Raw genomic sequence first — 15,781 nt, forward strand, 5'->3', positions numbered from 1 at the left:
GGCTGCGGCAATAGGAGTACTTTCCGCTCGCGTTTCCCCCGCGGCCGGGAAACGTGCAGGCGGTCTGGCCGCGGAGGAGACAAGCGTGATTCCAAGCGCTTTCGAATACCACGCGCCGACCAGCCTGCCTGACGCCCTTGCCTTGCTCGGGCAGTTCGGCGACGGCGCCAAGCTGCTCGCCGGCGGCCACAGCCTGCTGCCGATGATGAAGCTGCGCTTCGCGGAGCCGGCGCACCTGATCGACCTGCGCCGCATCCCGGACCTGCGCGGCATCGTCGAGTCCGGCGGCGAGATCCACATCGGCGCCATGACCACCGAGAACGAGATCGTCTGGTCCAAGCTGCTGGCCGACAAGCTGCCGCTGCTGGTGGAAGGCGCCCGCGCCATCGCCGATCCGCAGGTGCGCTACCGCGGCACCATCGGCGGCGACATCTCGCACGGCGACCCCGGCAACGACCATCCGGCGTTGATGCTCGCCCTCGACGCCTCCTTCGTGCTGCGCAGCGCGCGCGGCGAGCGCGTGGTGCAGGCCGACGCCTTCTTCCAGGGTCTCTATGCGACGGACATGGCGCCCGACGAGGTGCTGACGCGCATCCGCATCCCGGTGCCGCCGCCGGGCACGGGCTGGAGCTACCAGAAGCTGAAGCGCAAGGTCGGCGACTTCGCCACGGCCGCCTCCGCCGTGCTGCTGCGACTGCAAGGCGGGAAGGTGGCCAGCGCGAGCATCGCGCTGACCAACGTCGCGACGACGCCTTTGAAGGCCCGCGACGCCGAGAACTTCCTCGCCGGCCAGGCCCTGGACGAGGCGAGCCTGGCCGAAGCCGCACGCCTGGCCATGGCCATCTGCGACCCCGTCGCCGACCAGCGCGGTGACGCCGACTACAAGCGCGCGATGGCCGGCGAGATGACCCGCCGCGCGCTGCTTGCCGCCAGTTCCCGAGCCAGCCACTGAGAGGAGCGCGACATGGCCCAGAAGACGATGGTGTCGTTCCGCCTGAACGGCAAGGAAGCCGACGTCGCGGTCGAACCGCGCGAACTGCTGATCCACACCTTGCGCGAGAAACTGCTGCACACCGGCCCGCACATCGGCTGCGAGACCTCGCACTGCGGCGCCTGCACGGTGGACCTGGACGGCTGCTCGGTGAAGGCCTGCACGGTGCTCACGGTGCAGTGCGAGGGCAGCGAGATGCTGACCGTCGAAGGGCTGGAGCAGGGTGGCGTGCTGCACGCGCTGCAGCAGGCCTTCCACGAGGAGCATGGCCTGCAGTGCGGCTTCTGCACGCCGGGCATGCTGACGCGCGCCTGGCGGCTGCTGAAGGAGAACCCGGACCCGAGCGAGGAAGAGATCCGCTACTGGCTCTCCGGCAACCTGTGCCGCTGCACCGGCTACCAGAACATCGTGAAGGCGGTGCAGTCGGCGGCGCGCAAGCTGGCCGCGACCGCCGCTGCCTGAGGAGAGCGTCATGGGCGACATGTCCGAACTGCATCAAAGGGAAGAGGCCCTGCAAGGCCTCGGCACCTCGCTGCTGCGCAAGGAAGACGCGCGCTTCATCCGCGGCCAGGGCAGCTACGTCGACGACGTCAAGCTGCCGGGCATGCTGTTCGGCGCGCTGGTGCGCAGCCCCTACGCACATGCCCGCATCAAGGGCATCAACAAGGACAGGGCGCTGGCCGCGCCAGGCGTGGTGGCGGTGCTGACGGCCGACGACCTGAAGCCGGTCAACCTGCACTGGATGCCCACCCTGGGGGGCGACGTGCAGGCGGTGCTGGCCGACCAGAAGGTCTGCTTCCAGCTGCAGGAGGTGGCGATGGTGCTGGCCACCGACCGCTATGCCGCCGCCGATGGCGCGGCGCTGGTGGAAGTGGACTACGAGGAGCTGCCGGCGATCGTCGACCCGAAGAAGGCCATGCTCCCGGATGCGCCCGTCATCCGCGAGGACATCGCGGAGAAGAAGGAAGTGGGGCACGGGCCGCGCACCCACCCGAACCACATCTTCACCTGGGAAGCGGGCAACAAGGACGCGGCCGACGCCGCCTTCGCCGGTGCGGCGATCACGGTGAAGGAGGAGATCCTCAATCCGCGCGTGCACCCATGCCCGCTGGAAACCTGCGGCTGCGTGGCGTCCTTCAACAAGCCCACCGGCCAGCTGACGGTGTACCTGACCTCGCAGGCGCCGCACCTGGTGCGCACGGTGCTCGCCATGCTGTCCGGCATCCCGGAAAGCAAGATCCGCGTGGTCTCGGGCGACATCGGCGGCGGCTTCGGCAACAAGGTGCCGGTCTATCCGGGCTATGTCGTCGCCATCGTCGCTTCCATCGTGACCGGCGTGCCGATCAAGTGGATCGAATCGCGCATCGACAACATCTCCACGACCGGCTTCGCCCGCGACTACCACTGCACCGGCGAGCTGGCGGCGGACGCCGACGGCCGCATCAAGGGCTTGCGCTTCAGTGCACTAGCCGACCACGGCGCCTTCAATTCGCACGTGTCGGCCACCAAGTTCCCGGCCGGCCTGTTCAACATCTGCAGCGGCTCCTACGACATCCCCAACGCCTATTGCCGGGTGGACGCGGTCTTCACCAACAAGGCGCCGGGCGGCGTGGCCTACCGCTGCTCGCTGCGCGTGACCGAGGCGGTGTACCTGATCGAACGCATGATCGACGTGCTGGCGCAGCAGGTCGGCGTCGACAAGGCGGAGATCCGGCGGCGCAACTTCGTCCAGCCGGAACAGTTTCCGTACACCACCGCCTTCGGCTGGACCATGGACAGCGGCAACTACCCGACGGCGCTGGAGCGCGTGCTGAAGGCCGTGGACTATGAAGGCCTGCGGCGCGAGCAGGCCGAGAAGCGCGCGAAGGGCGAGCTGATGGGGATCGGCCTGTCCACCTTCACCGAGATCGTCGGCGCCGGGCCCACCAAGGCCTGCGACATCCTGGGCATCGGCCTTTTCGACAGTTGCGAGATCCGCGTGCATCCCACCGGCGCCGTCATCGCGCGCCTGGGCACCATGAGCCAGGGCCAGGGCCACGCGACGACCTACGCGCAGATCATCGCCAGCGAGCTGGGGCTGCCGGCCAGCGACATCGTGGTGGAAGAGGGCGACACCGACAAGGCGCCCTATGGCGCCGGCACCTGGGGCTCGCGCTCGACGCCAGTGTCGGGTGCGGCGACGGCCCGTGCCTCGCGCAAGATCAAGGACAAGGCGCGGCAGATCGCGGCGCACCTGCTGGAAGTGGGCGAGGGCGACCTCGATTGGGAAGTGGACCGCTTCACCGTCAAGGGCAACCCCGGCCAGTTCAAGACCATGAAGGAAATCTGCATGGTCTCGCACACCGGCAACCTGCCGCCGGGCATGGAGCAGGGCCTGAACGCCACGGCCTACTACGACCCGCCGAACATGACCTATCCCTTCGGCGCCTACTGCTGCGTGGTCGACATCGACAAGTACACCGGCGAGGTCAAGGTGCGGCGCTTCTATGCGCTGGACGACTGCGGCACCCGGATCAACCCGATGATCATCGAAGGCCAGATCCACGGTGGCCTGACCGAAGCCTTCGCCGTCGCCATGGGGCAGCAGATCCCGTTCGACGAGAACGGCAACCACCTGGGCAACAGCTTCATGGACTACTTCCTGCCCACCGCGGTGGAAACGCCGCACTGGGAAACGGACCACACCGTCACGCCTTGCCCGCACCACCCGCTGGGCGCCAAGGGCGTGGCGGAGTCGCCGCACGTGGGCGGCATCCCCTGCTTCAGCAACGCCGTCATCGACGCCTTCTCGCACCTGGGCGTCAAGCACATGGACATGCCGCACAGCGCCTACCGCGTCTGGCAGCAGTGCCATGCGCTGGGCCTGGACCAGCACTGACACCATGAAAGTCGAAATCTCCCGGAGCTTCGCGCTGCCCGGGTCCGCCGAGGCGGGCTGGGCCGTGCTGCAGGATGTGGAAGCCGTGGCCGGCTGCATGCCGGGCGCGCAGATCACGCAGCGCATCCACGACTCGCACTACAAGGGCACGGTGGCGGTGAAGCTGGGGCCGGCCAGCCTCAGCTTCCGCGGCGAGATCGAGGTGAAGGCGCTCGATGCCGGCGCCCGGTCCATCCGCCTGCTCGGGCGCGGCACCGACGCCACCGGCACCTCGGGCGCGTCGATGGAACTGGCCGCGCACATCGAGGCGGTCGACGGCAGCTCGAGCCGGCTGGTGGGCACGAGCGAAGTCTCCATGAGCGGCAAGGTCGCCACCTTCGGCGCGCGCCTCATGGGGCCAGTGGCGGACCAGGTGCTGGCGCAGTTCGCGGGCAACTTCGCCGCCAAGGTGCAGGCGCAGGCCGCCGCCCTGCCCGCAGCCGCCGCTGTCGCGCCACCGGCCGAGGCGAAGCCGCTCAATGGCCTGGCGCTCGCCTGGGCCATGCTGCGCGAGTGGCTCCATTCGCTGTTCGCGCGGAGAGCATGAACGACCGCCTCGCCGAGGTCACGGGCCTGCAGCAGGCACTGGCCGAGGCGGGCTACATCGCCGAGCCCGCGCTGGCGGCGGCGCTGCTGCTGATGCAGGACCTGGGCCGGCCGCTGCTGCTGGAAGGCGATGCCGGTGTCGGCAAGACCGAGGTCGCGAAGGCGCTGGCCGCCGTGCGCGCCACGCGCCTGATCCGCCTGCAATGCTACGAAGGGCTGGACGCGCACGCCGCGCTCTACGAATGGAACTACCAGCGCCAGCTGCTCGCGATCAAGCTGCTGGAACAGGACGCGCGCAGCGTCGCCGAGAAGGAGCAGGACATCTTCTCCGAGCGCTACCTGCTCAAGCGCCCGCTGCTGGAGGCGATCAGCTGCGAGCAGCCGCCGGTGCTGCTGATCGACGAGGTGGACCGCGCCGACGAAGCTTTCGAGGCCTACCTGCTGGAGCTGCTGTCGGATTTCCAGCTGTCGATCCCCGAACTGGGCACGGTGCATGCCATCAGCCGGCCGGTCGTGGTGATCACTTCCAACGGCACCCGCGAACTGTCGGACGCGCTGCGGCGCCGCTGCCTCTACCAGTACCTGGACTATCCGGACTACGAGAAGGAGCTGGCCATCGTGCGCCTGAAGGCGCCGCAGGCTGCGCCGGCGCTGGCGCGCCAGGTGGTGGCCTTCGTGCAGGCCGTACGCCGCATGGAGCTGCAGAAGAAGCCTGGCATCGCCGAGACGCTGGACTGGACGGCCTCGCTGCTGCGCCTGGGCATCTCGGTCATCGAGAAGGACGGTGCCGAGCGCATCCTGCAGACGCTCGGTGCCCTGGTGAAGACGCGCGAGGATCGCGCGGCCTTTCCGCGCGAGGCGGTCGCGCGCCTGGCGGCTGCATGTTGAACCTGGCCGATCCGGAACTCGAAGCGCGCGTGACGCAAAGGCTCGCGGGCTTCTGCGGCTTCCTGCGCGCGAATGGCTTCGCGGTGGGCGGCGGCGATGCGCAGCAGGTGCTGCAGGCGGCGCAGCACGTCGGCGTGCTCGATAGCGAGCTGCTGCGCTGGAGCCTGCAGGCCTTGCTGTGCGGCCGTTGCGACGAGTGGCGGCGCTTCGGCGAGCTGTTCGACGCCTGGTTCCTGCCGCCCAATCGCTGGAGCGCGCCGCAAGCGCGCGAGTTCGAAGCCGGCCTCGAGAGCGGCGTGCACGGCGAAGCGGGCCGCGGCGCGGGCCAGGATCATCCGCGTGATGCGCGCCGCGCCGCGAGCGCGCGCGAGCTGCTGGCCCGCACCGATTTCAGCGAGCTGCTGGAACGCGAACACCAGCTGGACCTGGAAGCCTTGATGCGGCAGTTTGCGCGGCGGCTGAAGCACCTGCGCCTGCGGCGTGAAGCGCGCGCCCGGCACGGCCGCCGGCTGGACCTGCGCGCCACGATCCGGCGCAGCGTCGCCACCGGCGGCACGCCGCTGCACCTGGCCTGGCGCGACCGCCGCCGGGTGCGGCCGCGGCTGGTGCTGCTGCTGGACGTGAGCCGCTCGATGGCGCCCTACAGCTTCTTCTACCTGCGCCTCGCGCGAGCGCTTGCGGGCGAACTGGCGGACGTCCACAGCTTCATCTTCCACACGCGCGTGACGGCGGTGTCGGAAGCGCTGCGCGACCCCGATCCCTGGCGCGCGCAGGAGCGGCTGCACCTGCTGGCCCAGGGCTGGGGTGGCGGCACCCGCATCGGCGAAAGCCTGGCGCAGTTCAACCGCGAACACGCAGCGCGGCTCGTGCATGCGCGCACCGCGGTCATCGTCCTCAGCGACGGCTACGACACCGGCGAACCGGCCTTGCTGGCGGCCGAACTGGCGCGGCTGCGCCGGCGCGCGCGCCGCATCGTCTGGCTCAACCCCTTGTGCAGCCGGCCCGGCTACGCGCCCGTGAGCCAGGGCATGCAGGCGGCGCTGCCCCATCTGGACCTGCTGGCCCCCGGTGCGGACCTCGCTTCGCTCGCTGCCGTCCTGCCCCGCATCCTGGAGGCACTGTCATGAGCCCTGAAGACCTGCTCGAAGCGGCCCGCCTGCTGCAACAGCGCGGCGAGCCCTATGCCCTGGTGACCGTGGTGCGGACGAGCCCTCCTACCTCCGCCTACGTCGGCGCCCAGGCGCTGGTGCTGGCCGACGGCACGATGCAGGGCACCGTGGGCGGCGGCTGCGCCAAGGAGGTCGTGGTGCAGGCCGCGCTGGAGGCGCTGCGCAATGGCGCCGCGCGGCTGGTCCTGATCAGCAATGCGGAGGCGGCCGAAGAGGGCGTGCAGCGCCATCCGATGCGCTGTGCGAGCAATGGCGAGATCGAGCTCTTCGTGCATCCGCACCGGCCGGCGCCGCTGCTCCTGGTGCTGGGCGCCACGCCCTGCGCCGAGCAGGCGCGCGCCTTCGCCCTGCAGTGCGGCTTTCGGGTTGCGAGCCGGCCCGACGCGCCGGAAGCGGCGCAGGCCGCGATCGCGCTGGTCGCCACGCAGGGCGAGGGCGACGAGCCCGCGTTGCAAGCCGCGCTGGAAGGCCCGTCCGCGCAGGTGCTGCTGGTGGCCAGCCGGCGCAAAGCGGACCGCCTGCGTGCCGCGATGCGTGAACGCGGCCTGCCCGAGGCGCGGCTGGCGGCCATCCAGGCGCCGGCCGGCCCCGACATCGGTGCCCACACGCCGGCGCACATCGCGCTGGCCGCGGTGGGCGGCGCCATCGCCTGCCTGCCGGCCCTGGCGCAACCGGTCGCGGCCCGGCCCGCACCGGCCTATGTCAACCCCGTGTGCGGCGCCGCCGTCGATCCCGCCACCGCGATGCACACCCTCAGCTACGAGGGCCAGCGCTTCTACTTCTGCTGCGATGGCTGCAAGCTGGAATTCGAGCGCGATCCGGCGCGCTATGCCGCCGTCCAGGCAGCCCAGCGCGGCGCGCTGAAGGAGGCGGCATGAGCATCCAGCGTTTTTCGGCCGTGGTGTTGGCCGCCGGCACATCGTCTCGCATGGACGGCGCGAACAAGCTGCTGCTGGACGTGGGCGGCGAGCCGGCCATTCGGCGCAGCGTCCGCATTGTGCTGGCTGCAGGCGTGCAGGAAACCGTGGTGGTCACCGGGCACCAGGGCCGCGAGGTCGCGCGCGCCGTGCTGGACCTGCCGGTGACCGTGCAGCCGAACCTGCGCTACGAGGACGGCCAGATGCGATCGGTCGCTGCCGGCGTGGCCGCCCTGGCGCAGGCCACCGACGCCATCCTGGTCTGCCTGGGCGACATGGTGCTGCTGGAGCCGGCCGACCTGCGCGAGCTGATGGCGATGTACGAGGCGCATCCGGAATGCTCCATCGTCATCCCGCGCTTCGAGGGCGCGCGCGGCAACCCGATCGTGTTCGCGGCCTCCTATGCACCCGAAGTCGCAGCTGGCCGCCGCTTGATCGGCTGCCGCAAGCTGGCGCAGCAATATCCCGAAGAGACCTGGTACCACGAGGCTTCCCACGACCGCTTCACGAGCGACATGGATACGCCGGACGATTACCGGCGCGTGCTCTCCCGGCTGACGGTCGCCTTGTAGGCTGGGTTGCGCGAATGCGCACCGCGGCACGCAACGCCAGCCTCACAACGCCATCGCCACGCCCGCGCCACCCGCAAGCACCAGGCTTGCCGCCCACGCCGCATCGAGGTTGAACCACGCCCGCCGCAGGAACTGCAGGCCGAGATAGCGGTACACGACCCACGCCATCCCCAGCCCCCCGAGCACCATCGCCAGCGTGTGCGCCACGGCCACCGCCAGCGCGGTGGCGACATCCGAGCGCGCCAGCGAAGTAAACATGTCGTCTTCGCTGCACAGCCCCAGCATGAAGGGCACCAGCATCAGGCCCGCGCCATGCGCCGTCGCCATCAGGAAGGACCACCATGCAAGCTGCCCGGGCCGGATCCGCGCCAGCGCGCGCGGATGGCGCGGCCGCAGCAGCTTGTAGACGCCGAACAGCAGCACCACCGTGCCCGCCACCAGCCGGATGGGCCGGCTCCACGCCAGCACCCACGACAGCCACGCCAGCGGCACCAGCACCACCGCCATCGCCGCGAAATGCCCCGCGCCCAGGGGGAGCAGGGTGCCGAACACTGCGGCGGCGCGCCGCTGCTCGAGGCCACGCGCCACCGCGATCGGCCAGCCCATGGCCGGATTGAGGCCGTGGTACAGGCCGAGGGCGAGGATGGTGGCCCAGAGGGCGGCGCTGGCGCTCAAGCCGAGGGGTAGCAGAAGGAGTCGGTGGAGCAGTCGCCGCCCTGCAGCCGCACCTGGTGGGCGCCGTAGTCCTTGCCGAAATCGACGTAGAACTCGCGCTCCAGCTCGATGCCGCCATCGGCGCCGGCATTGCACATCACCTGCACGCCTGGCACGCCGTCCGGATAGAACTGCGGGTCCCAGGCGCTGTACAGCGAGTTGGTGAAGTACACGCGCTTGCCATCGCGGCTGACTTCCACCATCTGCGGGCCGCCGCCGAAAGGCCTGCCGGTGGGATGGTTCTCGTGCCGCGCGATGCCGCCGATGCGCACGCTGCCGGCCAGCTTGGGAAGCATCGGGTCGCTGACGTCGTACTGGCGCAGCTCGCCGGTGCCCCAGCAGGCGACGTAGAGGAAGCGGTCATCGAGCGACAGGTCGATGTCGCTCACCAGCGGCGGCACGGCGCCGAAGCCCTTCAGCAGTACCGGCAGGCGGTCCACTGGCGCCGCCTCGGGCGGGATGGTCGCGGTCTTGCGCGCCTGGAACTTGCCGCCCTCGCGCCACCAGGTCCAGATCGAGGCCTCGAGATTCGTGGTGTCCACCACCACGCCGAGGAAGCCGTATTCGCGCGTCGGGTCGTGCGCCGGGCGCACTTCCAGCGCCATCTGGTGGTTCGCGCCCAGGTCGATCACCTGCGTGTGCCTGCGATCGCGCAGGTCCCAGAAATGCAGCTGGTGGCCATAGCGGTTGGCCAGCAGGTCCTCGGCGACGATGCCGTTCTCGAACTGCGGCGGCAACCCCCATTCGCTGGACACCATGTAGTCGCGCGGCAGGTTCCACCAGAAGTCGTAGTGCAGCTTCTGCGGGCCGCGCTCGATCTCCCAGCGTCCCAGCACCTCGAAGCTTTCGCAGTCGACCAGGAACACGCCGGGTGGCCCCTGCGTGCCGTCCGCGCCGGCGCCGCCGATGCAGCTGATGTAGATGCCTTCCGGCCCGCAGTGCACGGTGTGCGGCCGCGAGTAGCCGGTCTTGCGGAAGATCTCCTCCGGCTCGATGGTCTTCACCAGCTTCGGGTTGGCGGGATCGGGCTGCGTGTCGACGATGTACACACGCGAGGAGCGCAGGCCCGGGATCACCAGGTAGCGGCGCTGCAGGAAGGCGTGGCCCGACATCGGGGCCAGCGCGGAGCTGCAGGCGTTCCAGCCGAAATGGTGGAACTCGTCGCCCTTGTTCGGCATGTCCAGGCGCTTCAACACCTGGCCGTAGCTCTTGGACCCGGGCTGCACGTCCACCACTGCCAGCGCATCGGGCCGCGAGCGGTCCGGCGAGAGCAACGCCGTGTAGGCCAGTCGCTCCGGTTCGGCCTCCATGGCGAGGCGGGGCGAGGGATGGAAGGTGGGATCCGGGCGCAGCGACTCGAACGTGCTCATGCGGGCCTCCAGGGGTTGGCAAGGGCCCCTTAAGTCTCGCCAGGGGTCGCGCCGCGTCAAGCCGTTGCGGACAATTGGCGGGGCACATTGCAGGGGCATCGATGGACACCTGGGCCTGATCCGCATTCACGGCTGCCGTCGCGCTGGCAGGGCTGGCCGCTGTCGATGGCCTGCGGCCGCCTCGGCCCGGCCATGCGCACGCGCGCTGGAGCCTTCTGCTTGGCACGGCCGGCATGCTGATGGGCCTCTGGCTCGACAGCCGGGCCGGCGGGCTGGCGCGGCTGGCCGCGCTGTGCACCGCGGGCGAGGCGGAATCCGTGGATGTGCTCGGTTGGCACTGGAGCCAGCTGCCGCGCGCCCACTTCGGCATGCTGGCCGGCAGCCTGTTGCCCGTGCTCGCGTTGCCGGGCCCGGGGGCCGCCGGGCGCTGGCCCAGCGGGAGCGCGCGCCGGATTGGCTGCACACTTGAATTTCGGCCGCCGGGAGGCATCTCTTCCAAAGCCGGAGCCGGCCAGCGCGCAACCCCCGGCAACCCCGCCCGCACACTGCGTGAATGCACCCTAAAGCCTTGCAGGACAAGGCTTTAGACGTTACAATCTAGGCTTCACGACCAAACGGGCGGGTACCAACCGCCCGTTTTTTTTGCTTCACACATTGGCATTGCACGACTTGGTGGCCCAAACCGTAGCCGGTCTCGGCTATGACCTGGTGGAACTCGAACGTTCCGCCGGCGGCACCCTGCGCGTCACGATCGACTTCCCGTGGAACAGTGCGGAAGAAGAAAAGTTCGTGAATGTCGAGGATTGCGAGCGCGTCACGCGCCAGTTGCAATACACGCTGGAGGTCGAGGCCGTCGACTACAAGCGGCTCGAAGTGTCATCGCCCGGCATCGATCGGCCGTTACGCGGTGACAAGGACTTCGAGCGCTTCGCCGGCGAGGTCGTCGACATCGTGCTGAAGGCGCCCATGGGCGCGGCGGCGGCGGGCCAGGTGGCTGCCAATCGCCGCAAGTTCCGCGGCACGCTGGAAAAGGCCGAAGGCGCCGGCTGGCAGGTGACGTGGAGCGATGAGCCCGAGCCCCTGCCTGGGCAGAAGCCGTCGAAGAAAAAGAAGGAGGCGCCTGTCCTGCAGGTGCTGGGTTTCACGCTGGACGAGCTCAAGGAAGCGCGTCTTGCGCCGATCGTAGATTTCAAGGGGCGCAAACGTCCCGGGGTTCAGGAGCAAGGGAAATGAATCGCGAACTGTTGATGCTGGTGGACGCCATCTCGCGCGAGAAGAACGTGGAGCGCGACGTGGTGTTCGGCGCCGTGGAAGCGGCCCTGGCCCAGGCGACCAAGAAGCTGTACCAGGGCGAGGTCGACATCCGCGTGGCCATCGACCGCGACAGCGGCGATTACGAAACCTTCCGCCGCTGGCTGGTGGTGCCCGACACCGCGGGCCTGCAGAACCCCGACGCCGAAGAACTGCTGATGGACGCCAAGGAGCGCGTGGCGGAAGTGGAAGAGGGCGAGCACATCGAGGAAGGCATCGAATCGCTGCCGATCGGCCGCATCGGCGCCATGGCCGCCAAGCAGGTGATCCTGCAGAAGATCCGCGACGCCGAGCGCGAGATGCTGCTGAACGACTTCATGTCGCGCGGCGACAAGATCTTCGTGGGCACCGTCAAGCGCATGGACAAGGGCGACATCATCGTGGAGAGCGGGCGGGTCGAAGGCCGCCTGCGTCGCAGCGAGATGATCCCCAAGGAGAACCTGCGCAACGGCGACCGCGTCCGCGCCATGATCATGGAAGTGGACCTGACGCTGCGCGGCGCGCCCATCATCCTGTCGCGCGCGGCCCCCGAGTTCATGATCGAGCTGTTCCGCCAGGAAGTGCCCGAGATCGAGCAGGGCCTGCTGGAGATCAAGAGCTGCGCCCGCGACCCCGGTTCGCGCGCCAAGATCGCCGTCGTCTCGCACGACAAGCGCGTCGACCCGATCGGCACCTGCGTCGGCGTGCGCGGTTCGCGCGTGAACGCGGTGACCAACGAGCTGGCTGGCGAGCGCGTCGACATCGTGCTGTGGTCCGAGGACCCCGCGCAGTTCGTGATCGGCGCCCTGGCGCCCGCCAACGTGACCTCCATCGTCGTCGACGAGGAGAAGCACGCGATGGACGTGGTGGTCGACGAGGAAAACCTCGCCATCGCCATCGGCCGCGGCGGCCAGAACGTGCGGCTCGCTTCCGAGCTGACCGGCTGGAAGATCAACATCATGGACGCCAACGAGTCCGCGCAGAAGCAGGCCGAGGAGCAGTCCACGATCCGCTCGCTGTTCATGGAGAAGCTCGATGTCGACGAGGAAATCGCCGACATCCTGATCGTCGAAGGCTTCACCAGCCTGGAGGAGGTGGCCTACGTGCCGATCTCCGAGATGCTGGAGATCGAGTCCTTCGACGAGGACACGGTCAACGAGCTGCGCACGCGCGCCAAGGATGCGCTCCTGACGATGGAGATCGCGCGCGAGGAGAGCGTCGAGGAAGTCTCGCAGGACCTGCGCGACCTGCAAGGCCTCAACCCGCAGCTGATCGCGAAGCTGGCCGACCACAACGTGCATACGCGCGACGAGCTGGCCGACCTCGCGGTCGACGAGCTCACCGAAATCACCGGCCAGTCCGCGGACGAGGCCAAGGCCCTGATCATGAAGGCGCGCGAGCACTGGTTCGCCAACGCCGCTGCCGCCCATGAGTAATGGGAGGGGGACAAAGAACACATGTCTAGTACCACCGTCGCCGAGTTCGCGAACGAACTCAAGAAATCGACCGACACGCTGCTGGAACAGCTGCGCAGCGCCGGCGTAGCCAAGTCCGCCCCCACGGACTCCCTGAGCGATGCCGACAAGCAGAAGCTGCTGGGCTTCCTGCAGGCCAGCCACGGCACGGCCTCTCCGGAGCGCAAGAAGATCACCCTGGTGAAGAAATCCACCAGCGAGATCAAGCAGGCGGATGCCACCGGCAAGGCGCGCACCATCCAGGTGGAAGTGCGCAAGAAGCGCACCTTCGTCAAGCGCGACGAAGGCTCGGACACGGCCGTCGTCGAAGCGCCCGAGGCGCCGGCGGCCCCGCCCGCGCCGCCCGCCGTGGACCAGGCTGAACTGGCCCGCCGCGAAGCGGAAGCGCAGCACCAGGCCGAACTGATCCGCCGCCAGGAAGAAGAACTGGCCGCGAACCGCCGCGAGCGCGAGGAAGCCGAAGCGCGCCAGCGCGCCGAGGTAGCCCGCCAGCGCGCCGAGGAAGAAGCGCGCGCCACCGCCGAAAGGGAAGCAGCCGCACGCGCTGAGGCGTATTCCGCCGCCCAGGCTGGCGCCAGCGCCGCCAAGGCCGCCGAAGCCGAGGCTGCGCAGGCCGTGGCCAAGGCGCAAGCCGAAGCCCGTGAAAAGGCCGCCGCTGAAGCGCGCGAGAAGGCCGCCGCCGAATCGAAGGCACGAGCCGACGAGGAAGCCGTTCGCGCCCGCGACCTGCAGGACCGCCGCCGCAAGGCGGAAGCCGAAGCCGCCGCCATCCGCCAGATGATGAGCGCGCCGAAGAAGGTGCTGGTCGCCAAGGCGCCCGAGAAGCCGGTGGCCAAGGCGCCGGAACCCGCGAAGCCGGGTGTCAAGGGCACGCTGCATAAGCCGCCGGCGCAACCCGGCCGTCCGGGTGCGCCCGCGCCTGCCGGAGCCCCCGCGGCTCCCGGCGCCGGCAAGGAAGTCAAGTCGGCCAAGCTGTCTTCCAGCTGGGCCAACGATCCGGCGAAGAAGAAGGAAATCAAGACCCGCGGCGATGCGTCCGGCGGCGTCGGCCGCAATTCGTGGCGCGGCGGCCCGCGTGGCGGCAGTGGCCGCCGTGGCGACCACCGTGACCGCGACGACCGTGGCGGCATGGGTTCCGCACCGGTGGAGCAGCGCATCATCGAAGTGCACGTGCCGGAGACCATCACGGTCGCCGAGCTCGCGCACAAGATGGCGATCAAGGCTTCCGAGGTGATCAAGTCGCTGATGAAGATGGGCCAGTTGGTGACCATCAACCAGTCGCTGGACCAGGACACGGCCATGATCGTGGTCGAGGAAATGGGCCACAAGGCGGTCACGGCCGCCCTGGACGACCCGGAAGCCTTCACCGAAGAGGAAGTGTCGGGCCAGGCCGCCGAGGCCCTGCCGCGTGCGCCGGTCGTGACCGTCATGGGCCACGTCGACCACGGCAAGACCTCGCTGCTGGACTACATCCGCCGCGCCAAGGTGGCGGCGGGCGAAGCGGGCGGCATCACGCAGCACATCGGCGCCTACCACGTCGAAACGCCGCGCGGCGTCATCAGCTTCCTGGATACCCCGGGCCACGAGGCGTTCACCGCCATGCGTGCCCGCGGCGCCCAGGCGACCGACATCGTGATCCTAGTGGTGGCGGCCGATGACGGCGTCATGCCCCAGACCAAGGAAGCCATCAAGCACGCGAAGGCGGCGGGCGTGCCCATCGTCGTGGCGGTCAACAAGATCGACAAGCCCGATGCCAACCCCGAGCGCGTGCGCCAGGAGCTGGTGGTCGAGGAAGTCGTGCCCGAAGAGTACGGCGGTGAGTCGCCCTTCGTGAACGTCTCGGCCCGTACCGGCCAGGGCGTGGACGACCTGCTGGAACAGGTGCTGCTGCAGGCCGAAGTGCTGGAACTGAAGGCGCCGGTGGATGCCATGGCCAAGGGCCTGGTCATCGAAGCGCAGCTGGACAAGGGCCGCGGCCCGGTCGCCACGGTGCTGGTGCAATCCGGCTCGCTGAAGACCGGCGACGTCGTGCTGGCGGGCCAGACCTACGGCCGCGTGCGCGCCATGCTGGACGAGAACGGCAAGGCCATCAAGTCGGCCGGTCCCTCCATCCCGGTGGAGATCCAGGGCCTGACGGAAGTGCCGCAGGCGGGCGACGAGTTCATGGTGATGTCCGACGAGCGCCGGGCGCGCGAAATCGCGACCTACCGTGCCGGCAAGTTCCGCAACACCAAGCTGGCCAGGCAGCAGGCCGCCAAGCTGGAGAACATGTTCTCCGACATGACGGCGGGCGAGGTGAAGACCCTGCCCATCATCGTCAAGGCCGACGTGCAGGGTTCGCAGGAAGCGCTGTCGCAATCGCTGCAGAAGCTTTCCACCAGCGAAGTGAAGGTGCAGATGGTGTACGCGGCGGTCGGCGGCATCAGCGAGTCGGACGTCAACCTGGCGATCGCCTCCAAGGCGCTGATCATCGGCTTCAACGTGCGTGCCGACGCCGGCGCGCGCAAGCTGGCCGAGGGCAACGGCGTCGACATCCACTACTACAACATCATCTACGACGCGGTCGATGAGTTGAAGGCGGCGATGTCGGGCATGCTGGCCCCGGAGAAGCGCGAAGAGGTCATCGGCTCGGCCGAGATCCGCACGGTGTTCGTGGCGTCCAAGATCGGCACGGTGGCCGGCTGCATGGTCACGTCCGGCCAGGTCACCCGCAGCGCGCACTTCCGCCTGCTGCGCGACAACGTGGTGATCTACACGGGCGAACTCGAGTCGCTGAAGCGGATGAAGGACGACGTGCGCGAAGTCAAGGAAGGCTTCGAGTGCGGTATCAAGCTGAAGAACTACAACGACATCAAGGAAGGCGACCAGCTCGAATTCTTCGAAGTCAAGGAGATTGCGCGGACGCTGTAAGGCAAAGACGGACTGCCGGACG

14 protein-coding genes are annotated in these 15,781 nt (G+C 69.1%); 12 read left to right on the plus strand and 2 right to left on the minus strand.

Annotated features, from left to right (window positions below):
- The first annotated feature begins 85 nt into the window (after positions 1–85).
- Genes HHL11_RS31310 through HHL11_RS31345 form a run of 8 tightly spaced genes read left to right on the plus strand, consistent with a single transcriptional unit; the run spans position 86 to position 8,000 of the window.
- Complete coding sequence (locus HHL11_RS31310; RefSeq protein WP_169422551.1) at positions 86–952, plus strand: FAD binding domain-containing protein; 867 nt, start codon at positions 86–88, stop codon at positions 950–952.
- 12 nt (positions 953–964) lie between these two features.
- Positions 965–1,453, plus strand: a complete 489-nt coding sequence (locus HHL11_RS31315) for a (2Fe-2S)-binding protein (RefSeq protein WP_169422552.1) — start codon at positions 965–967, stop codon at positions 1,451–1,453.
- Positions 1,454–1,463: 10 nt separating this feature from the next.
- Positions 1,464–3,869 carry an aerobic carbon-monoxide dehydrogenase large subunit gene (locus tag HHL11_RS31320; protein WP_169422553.1) on the plus strand — a complete coding sequence of 802 codons (2,406 nt, stop codon included), beginning with the start codon at positions 1,464–1,466 and terminating at the stop codon, positions 3,867–3,869.
- 4 nt (positions 3,870–3,873) lie between these two features.
- Positions 3,874–4,455, plus strand: coding sequence for an SRPBCC family protein (locus HHL11_RS31325; protein ID WP_169422554.1), 582 nt, complete (start codon positions 3,874–3,876; stop codon positions 4,453–4,455).
- A complete protein-coding gene (locus HHL11_RS31330) occupies positions 4,452–5,342 on the plus strand; it encodes an AAA family ATPase (RefSeq protein WP_169422555.1) in 891 nt (296 codons plus the stop codon). The genes HHL11_RS31325 and HHL11_RS31330 overlap by 4 nt, the downstream gene beginning before the upstream one ends.
- Entirely contained in the window at positions 5,336–6,469 is a 1,134-nt protein-coding gene (locus HHL11_RS31335; RefSeq protein ID WP_169422556.1) for a vWA domain-containing protein, read from the plus strand. The genes HHL11_RS31330 and HHL11_RS31335 overlap by 7 nt, the downstream gene beginning before the upstream one ends.
- Complete coding sequence (locus HHL11_RS31340; RefSeq protein WP_169422557.1) at positions 6,466–7,389, plus strand: XdhC family protein; 924 nt, start codon at positions 6,466–6,468, stop codon at positions 7,387–7,389. The genes HHL11_RS31335 and HHL11_RS31340 overlap by 4 nt, the downstream gene beginning before the upstream one ends.
- On the plus strand, positions 7,386–8,000 hold the full coding sequence (locus tag HHL11_RS31345; protein ID WP_169422558.1) for a nucleotidyltransferase family protein: 615 nt from the start codon (positions 7,386–7,388) through the stop codon (positions 7,998–8,000). The genes HHL11_RS31340 and HHL11_RS31345 overlap by 4 nt, the downstream gene beginning before the upstream one ends.
- Before the next feature lie 42 nt (positions 8,001–8,042).
- Here the strand turns inward: HHL11_RS31345 and HHL11_RS31350 are convergent, their stop codons facing one another.
- Together HHL11_RS31350 and HHL11_RS31355 are read right to left on the minus strand one after the other, a co-directional pair.
- On the minus strand, positions 8,043–8,675 hold the full coding sequence (locus HHL11_RS31350) for a hypothetical protein (protein WP_205964766.1): 633 nt from the start codon (positions 8,673–8,675) through the stop codon (positions 8,043–8,045).
- On the minus strand, positions 8,672–10,084 hold the full coding sequence (locus HHL11_RS31355) for a selenium-binding protein SBP56-related protein (protein WP_169422559.1): 1,413 nt from the start codon (positions 10,082–10,084) through the stop codon (positions 8,672–8,674). Before HHL11_RS31355 ends, HHL11_RS31350 begins: the two co-directional genes overlap by 4 nt.
- A 233-nt stretch (positions 10,085–10,317) precedes the next feature.
- On the opposite strand from HHL11_RS31355, the gene HHL11_RS31360 reads away from it, so the two are divergent.
- The 4 genes from HHL11_RS31360 to infB all read left to right on the plus strand — a co-directional run bounded on the left by HHL11_RS31360 (position 10,318) and on the right by infB (position 15,759).
- Positions 10,318–10,671, plus strand: a complete 354-nt coding sequence (locus tag HHL11_RS31360; RefSeq protein ID WP_169422560.1) for a hypothetical protein — start codon at positions 10,318–10,320, stop codon at positions 10,669–10,671.
- A gap of 67 nt (positions 10,672–10,738) precedes the next feature.
- The gene (gene rimP, locus HHL11_RS31365) at positions 10,739–11,317 is read left to right on the plus strand and encodes a ribosome maturation factor RimP (RefSeq protein WP_169422561.1); all 579 of its coding nucleotides are present in this window, start codon (positions 10,739–10,741) and stop codon (positions 11,315–11,317) included.
- Entirely contained in the window at positions 11,314–12,810 is a 1,497-nt protein-coding gene (nusA, locus tag HHL11_RS31370) for a transcription termination factor NusA (protein ID WP_169422562.1), read from the plus strand. The genes rimP and nusA overlap by 4 nt, the downstream gene beginning before the upstream one ends.
- 21 nt (positions 12,811–12,831) lie before the next feature.
- Entirely contained in the window at positions 12,832–15,759 is a 2,928-nt protein-coding gene (infB, locus tag HHL11_RS31375) for a translation initiation factor IF-2 (RefSeq protein ID WP_169422563.1), read from the plus strand.
- Positions 15,760–15,781 lie beyond the last annotated feature (22 nt).

Source organism: Ramlibacter agri, from assembly GCF_012927085.1.
GTDB classification, from domain to species: Bacteria; Pseudomonadota; Gammaproteobacteria; order Burkholderiales; family Burkholderiaceae_C; genus Ramlibacter; species Ramlibacter agri.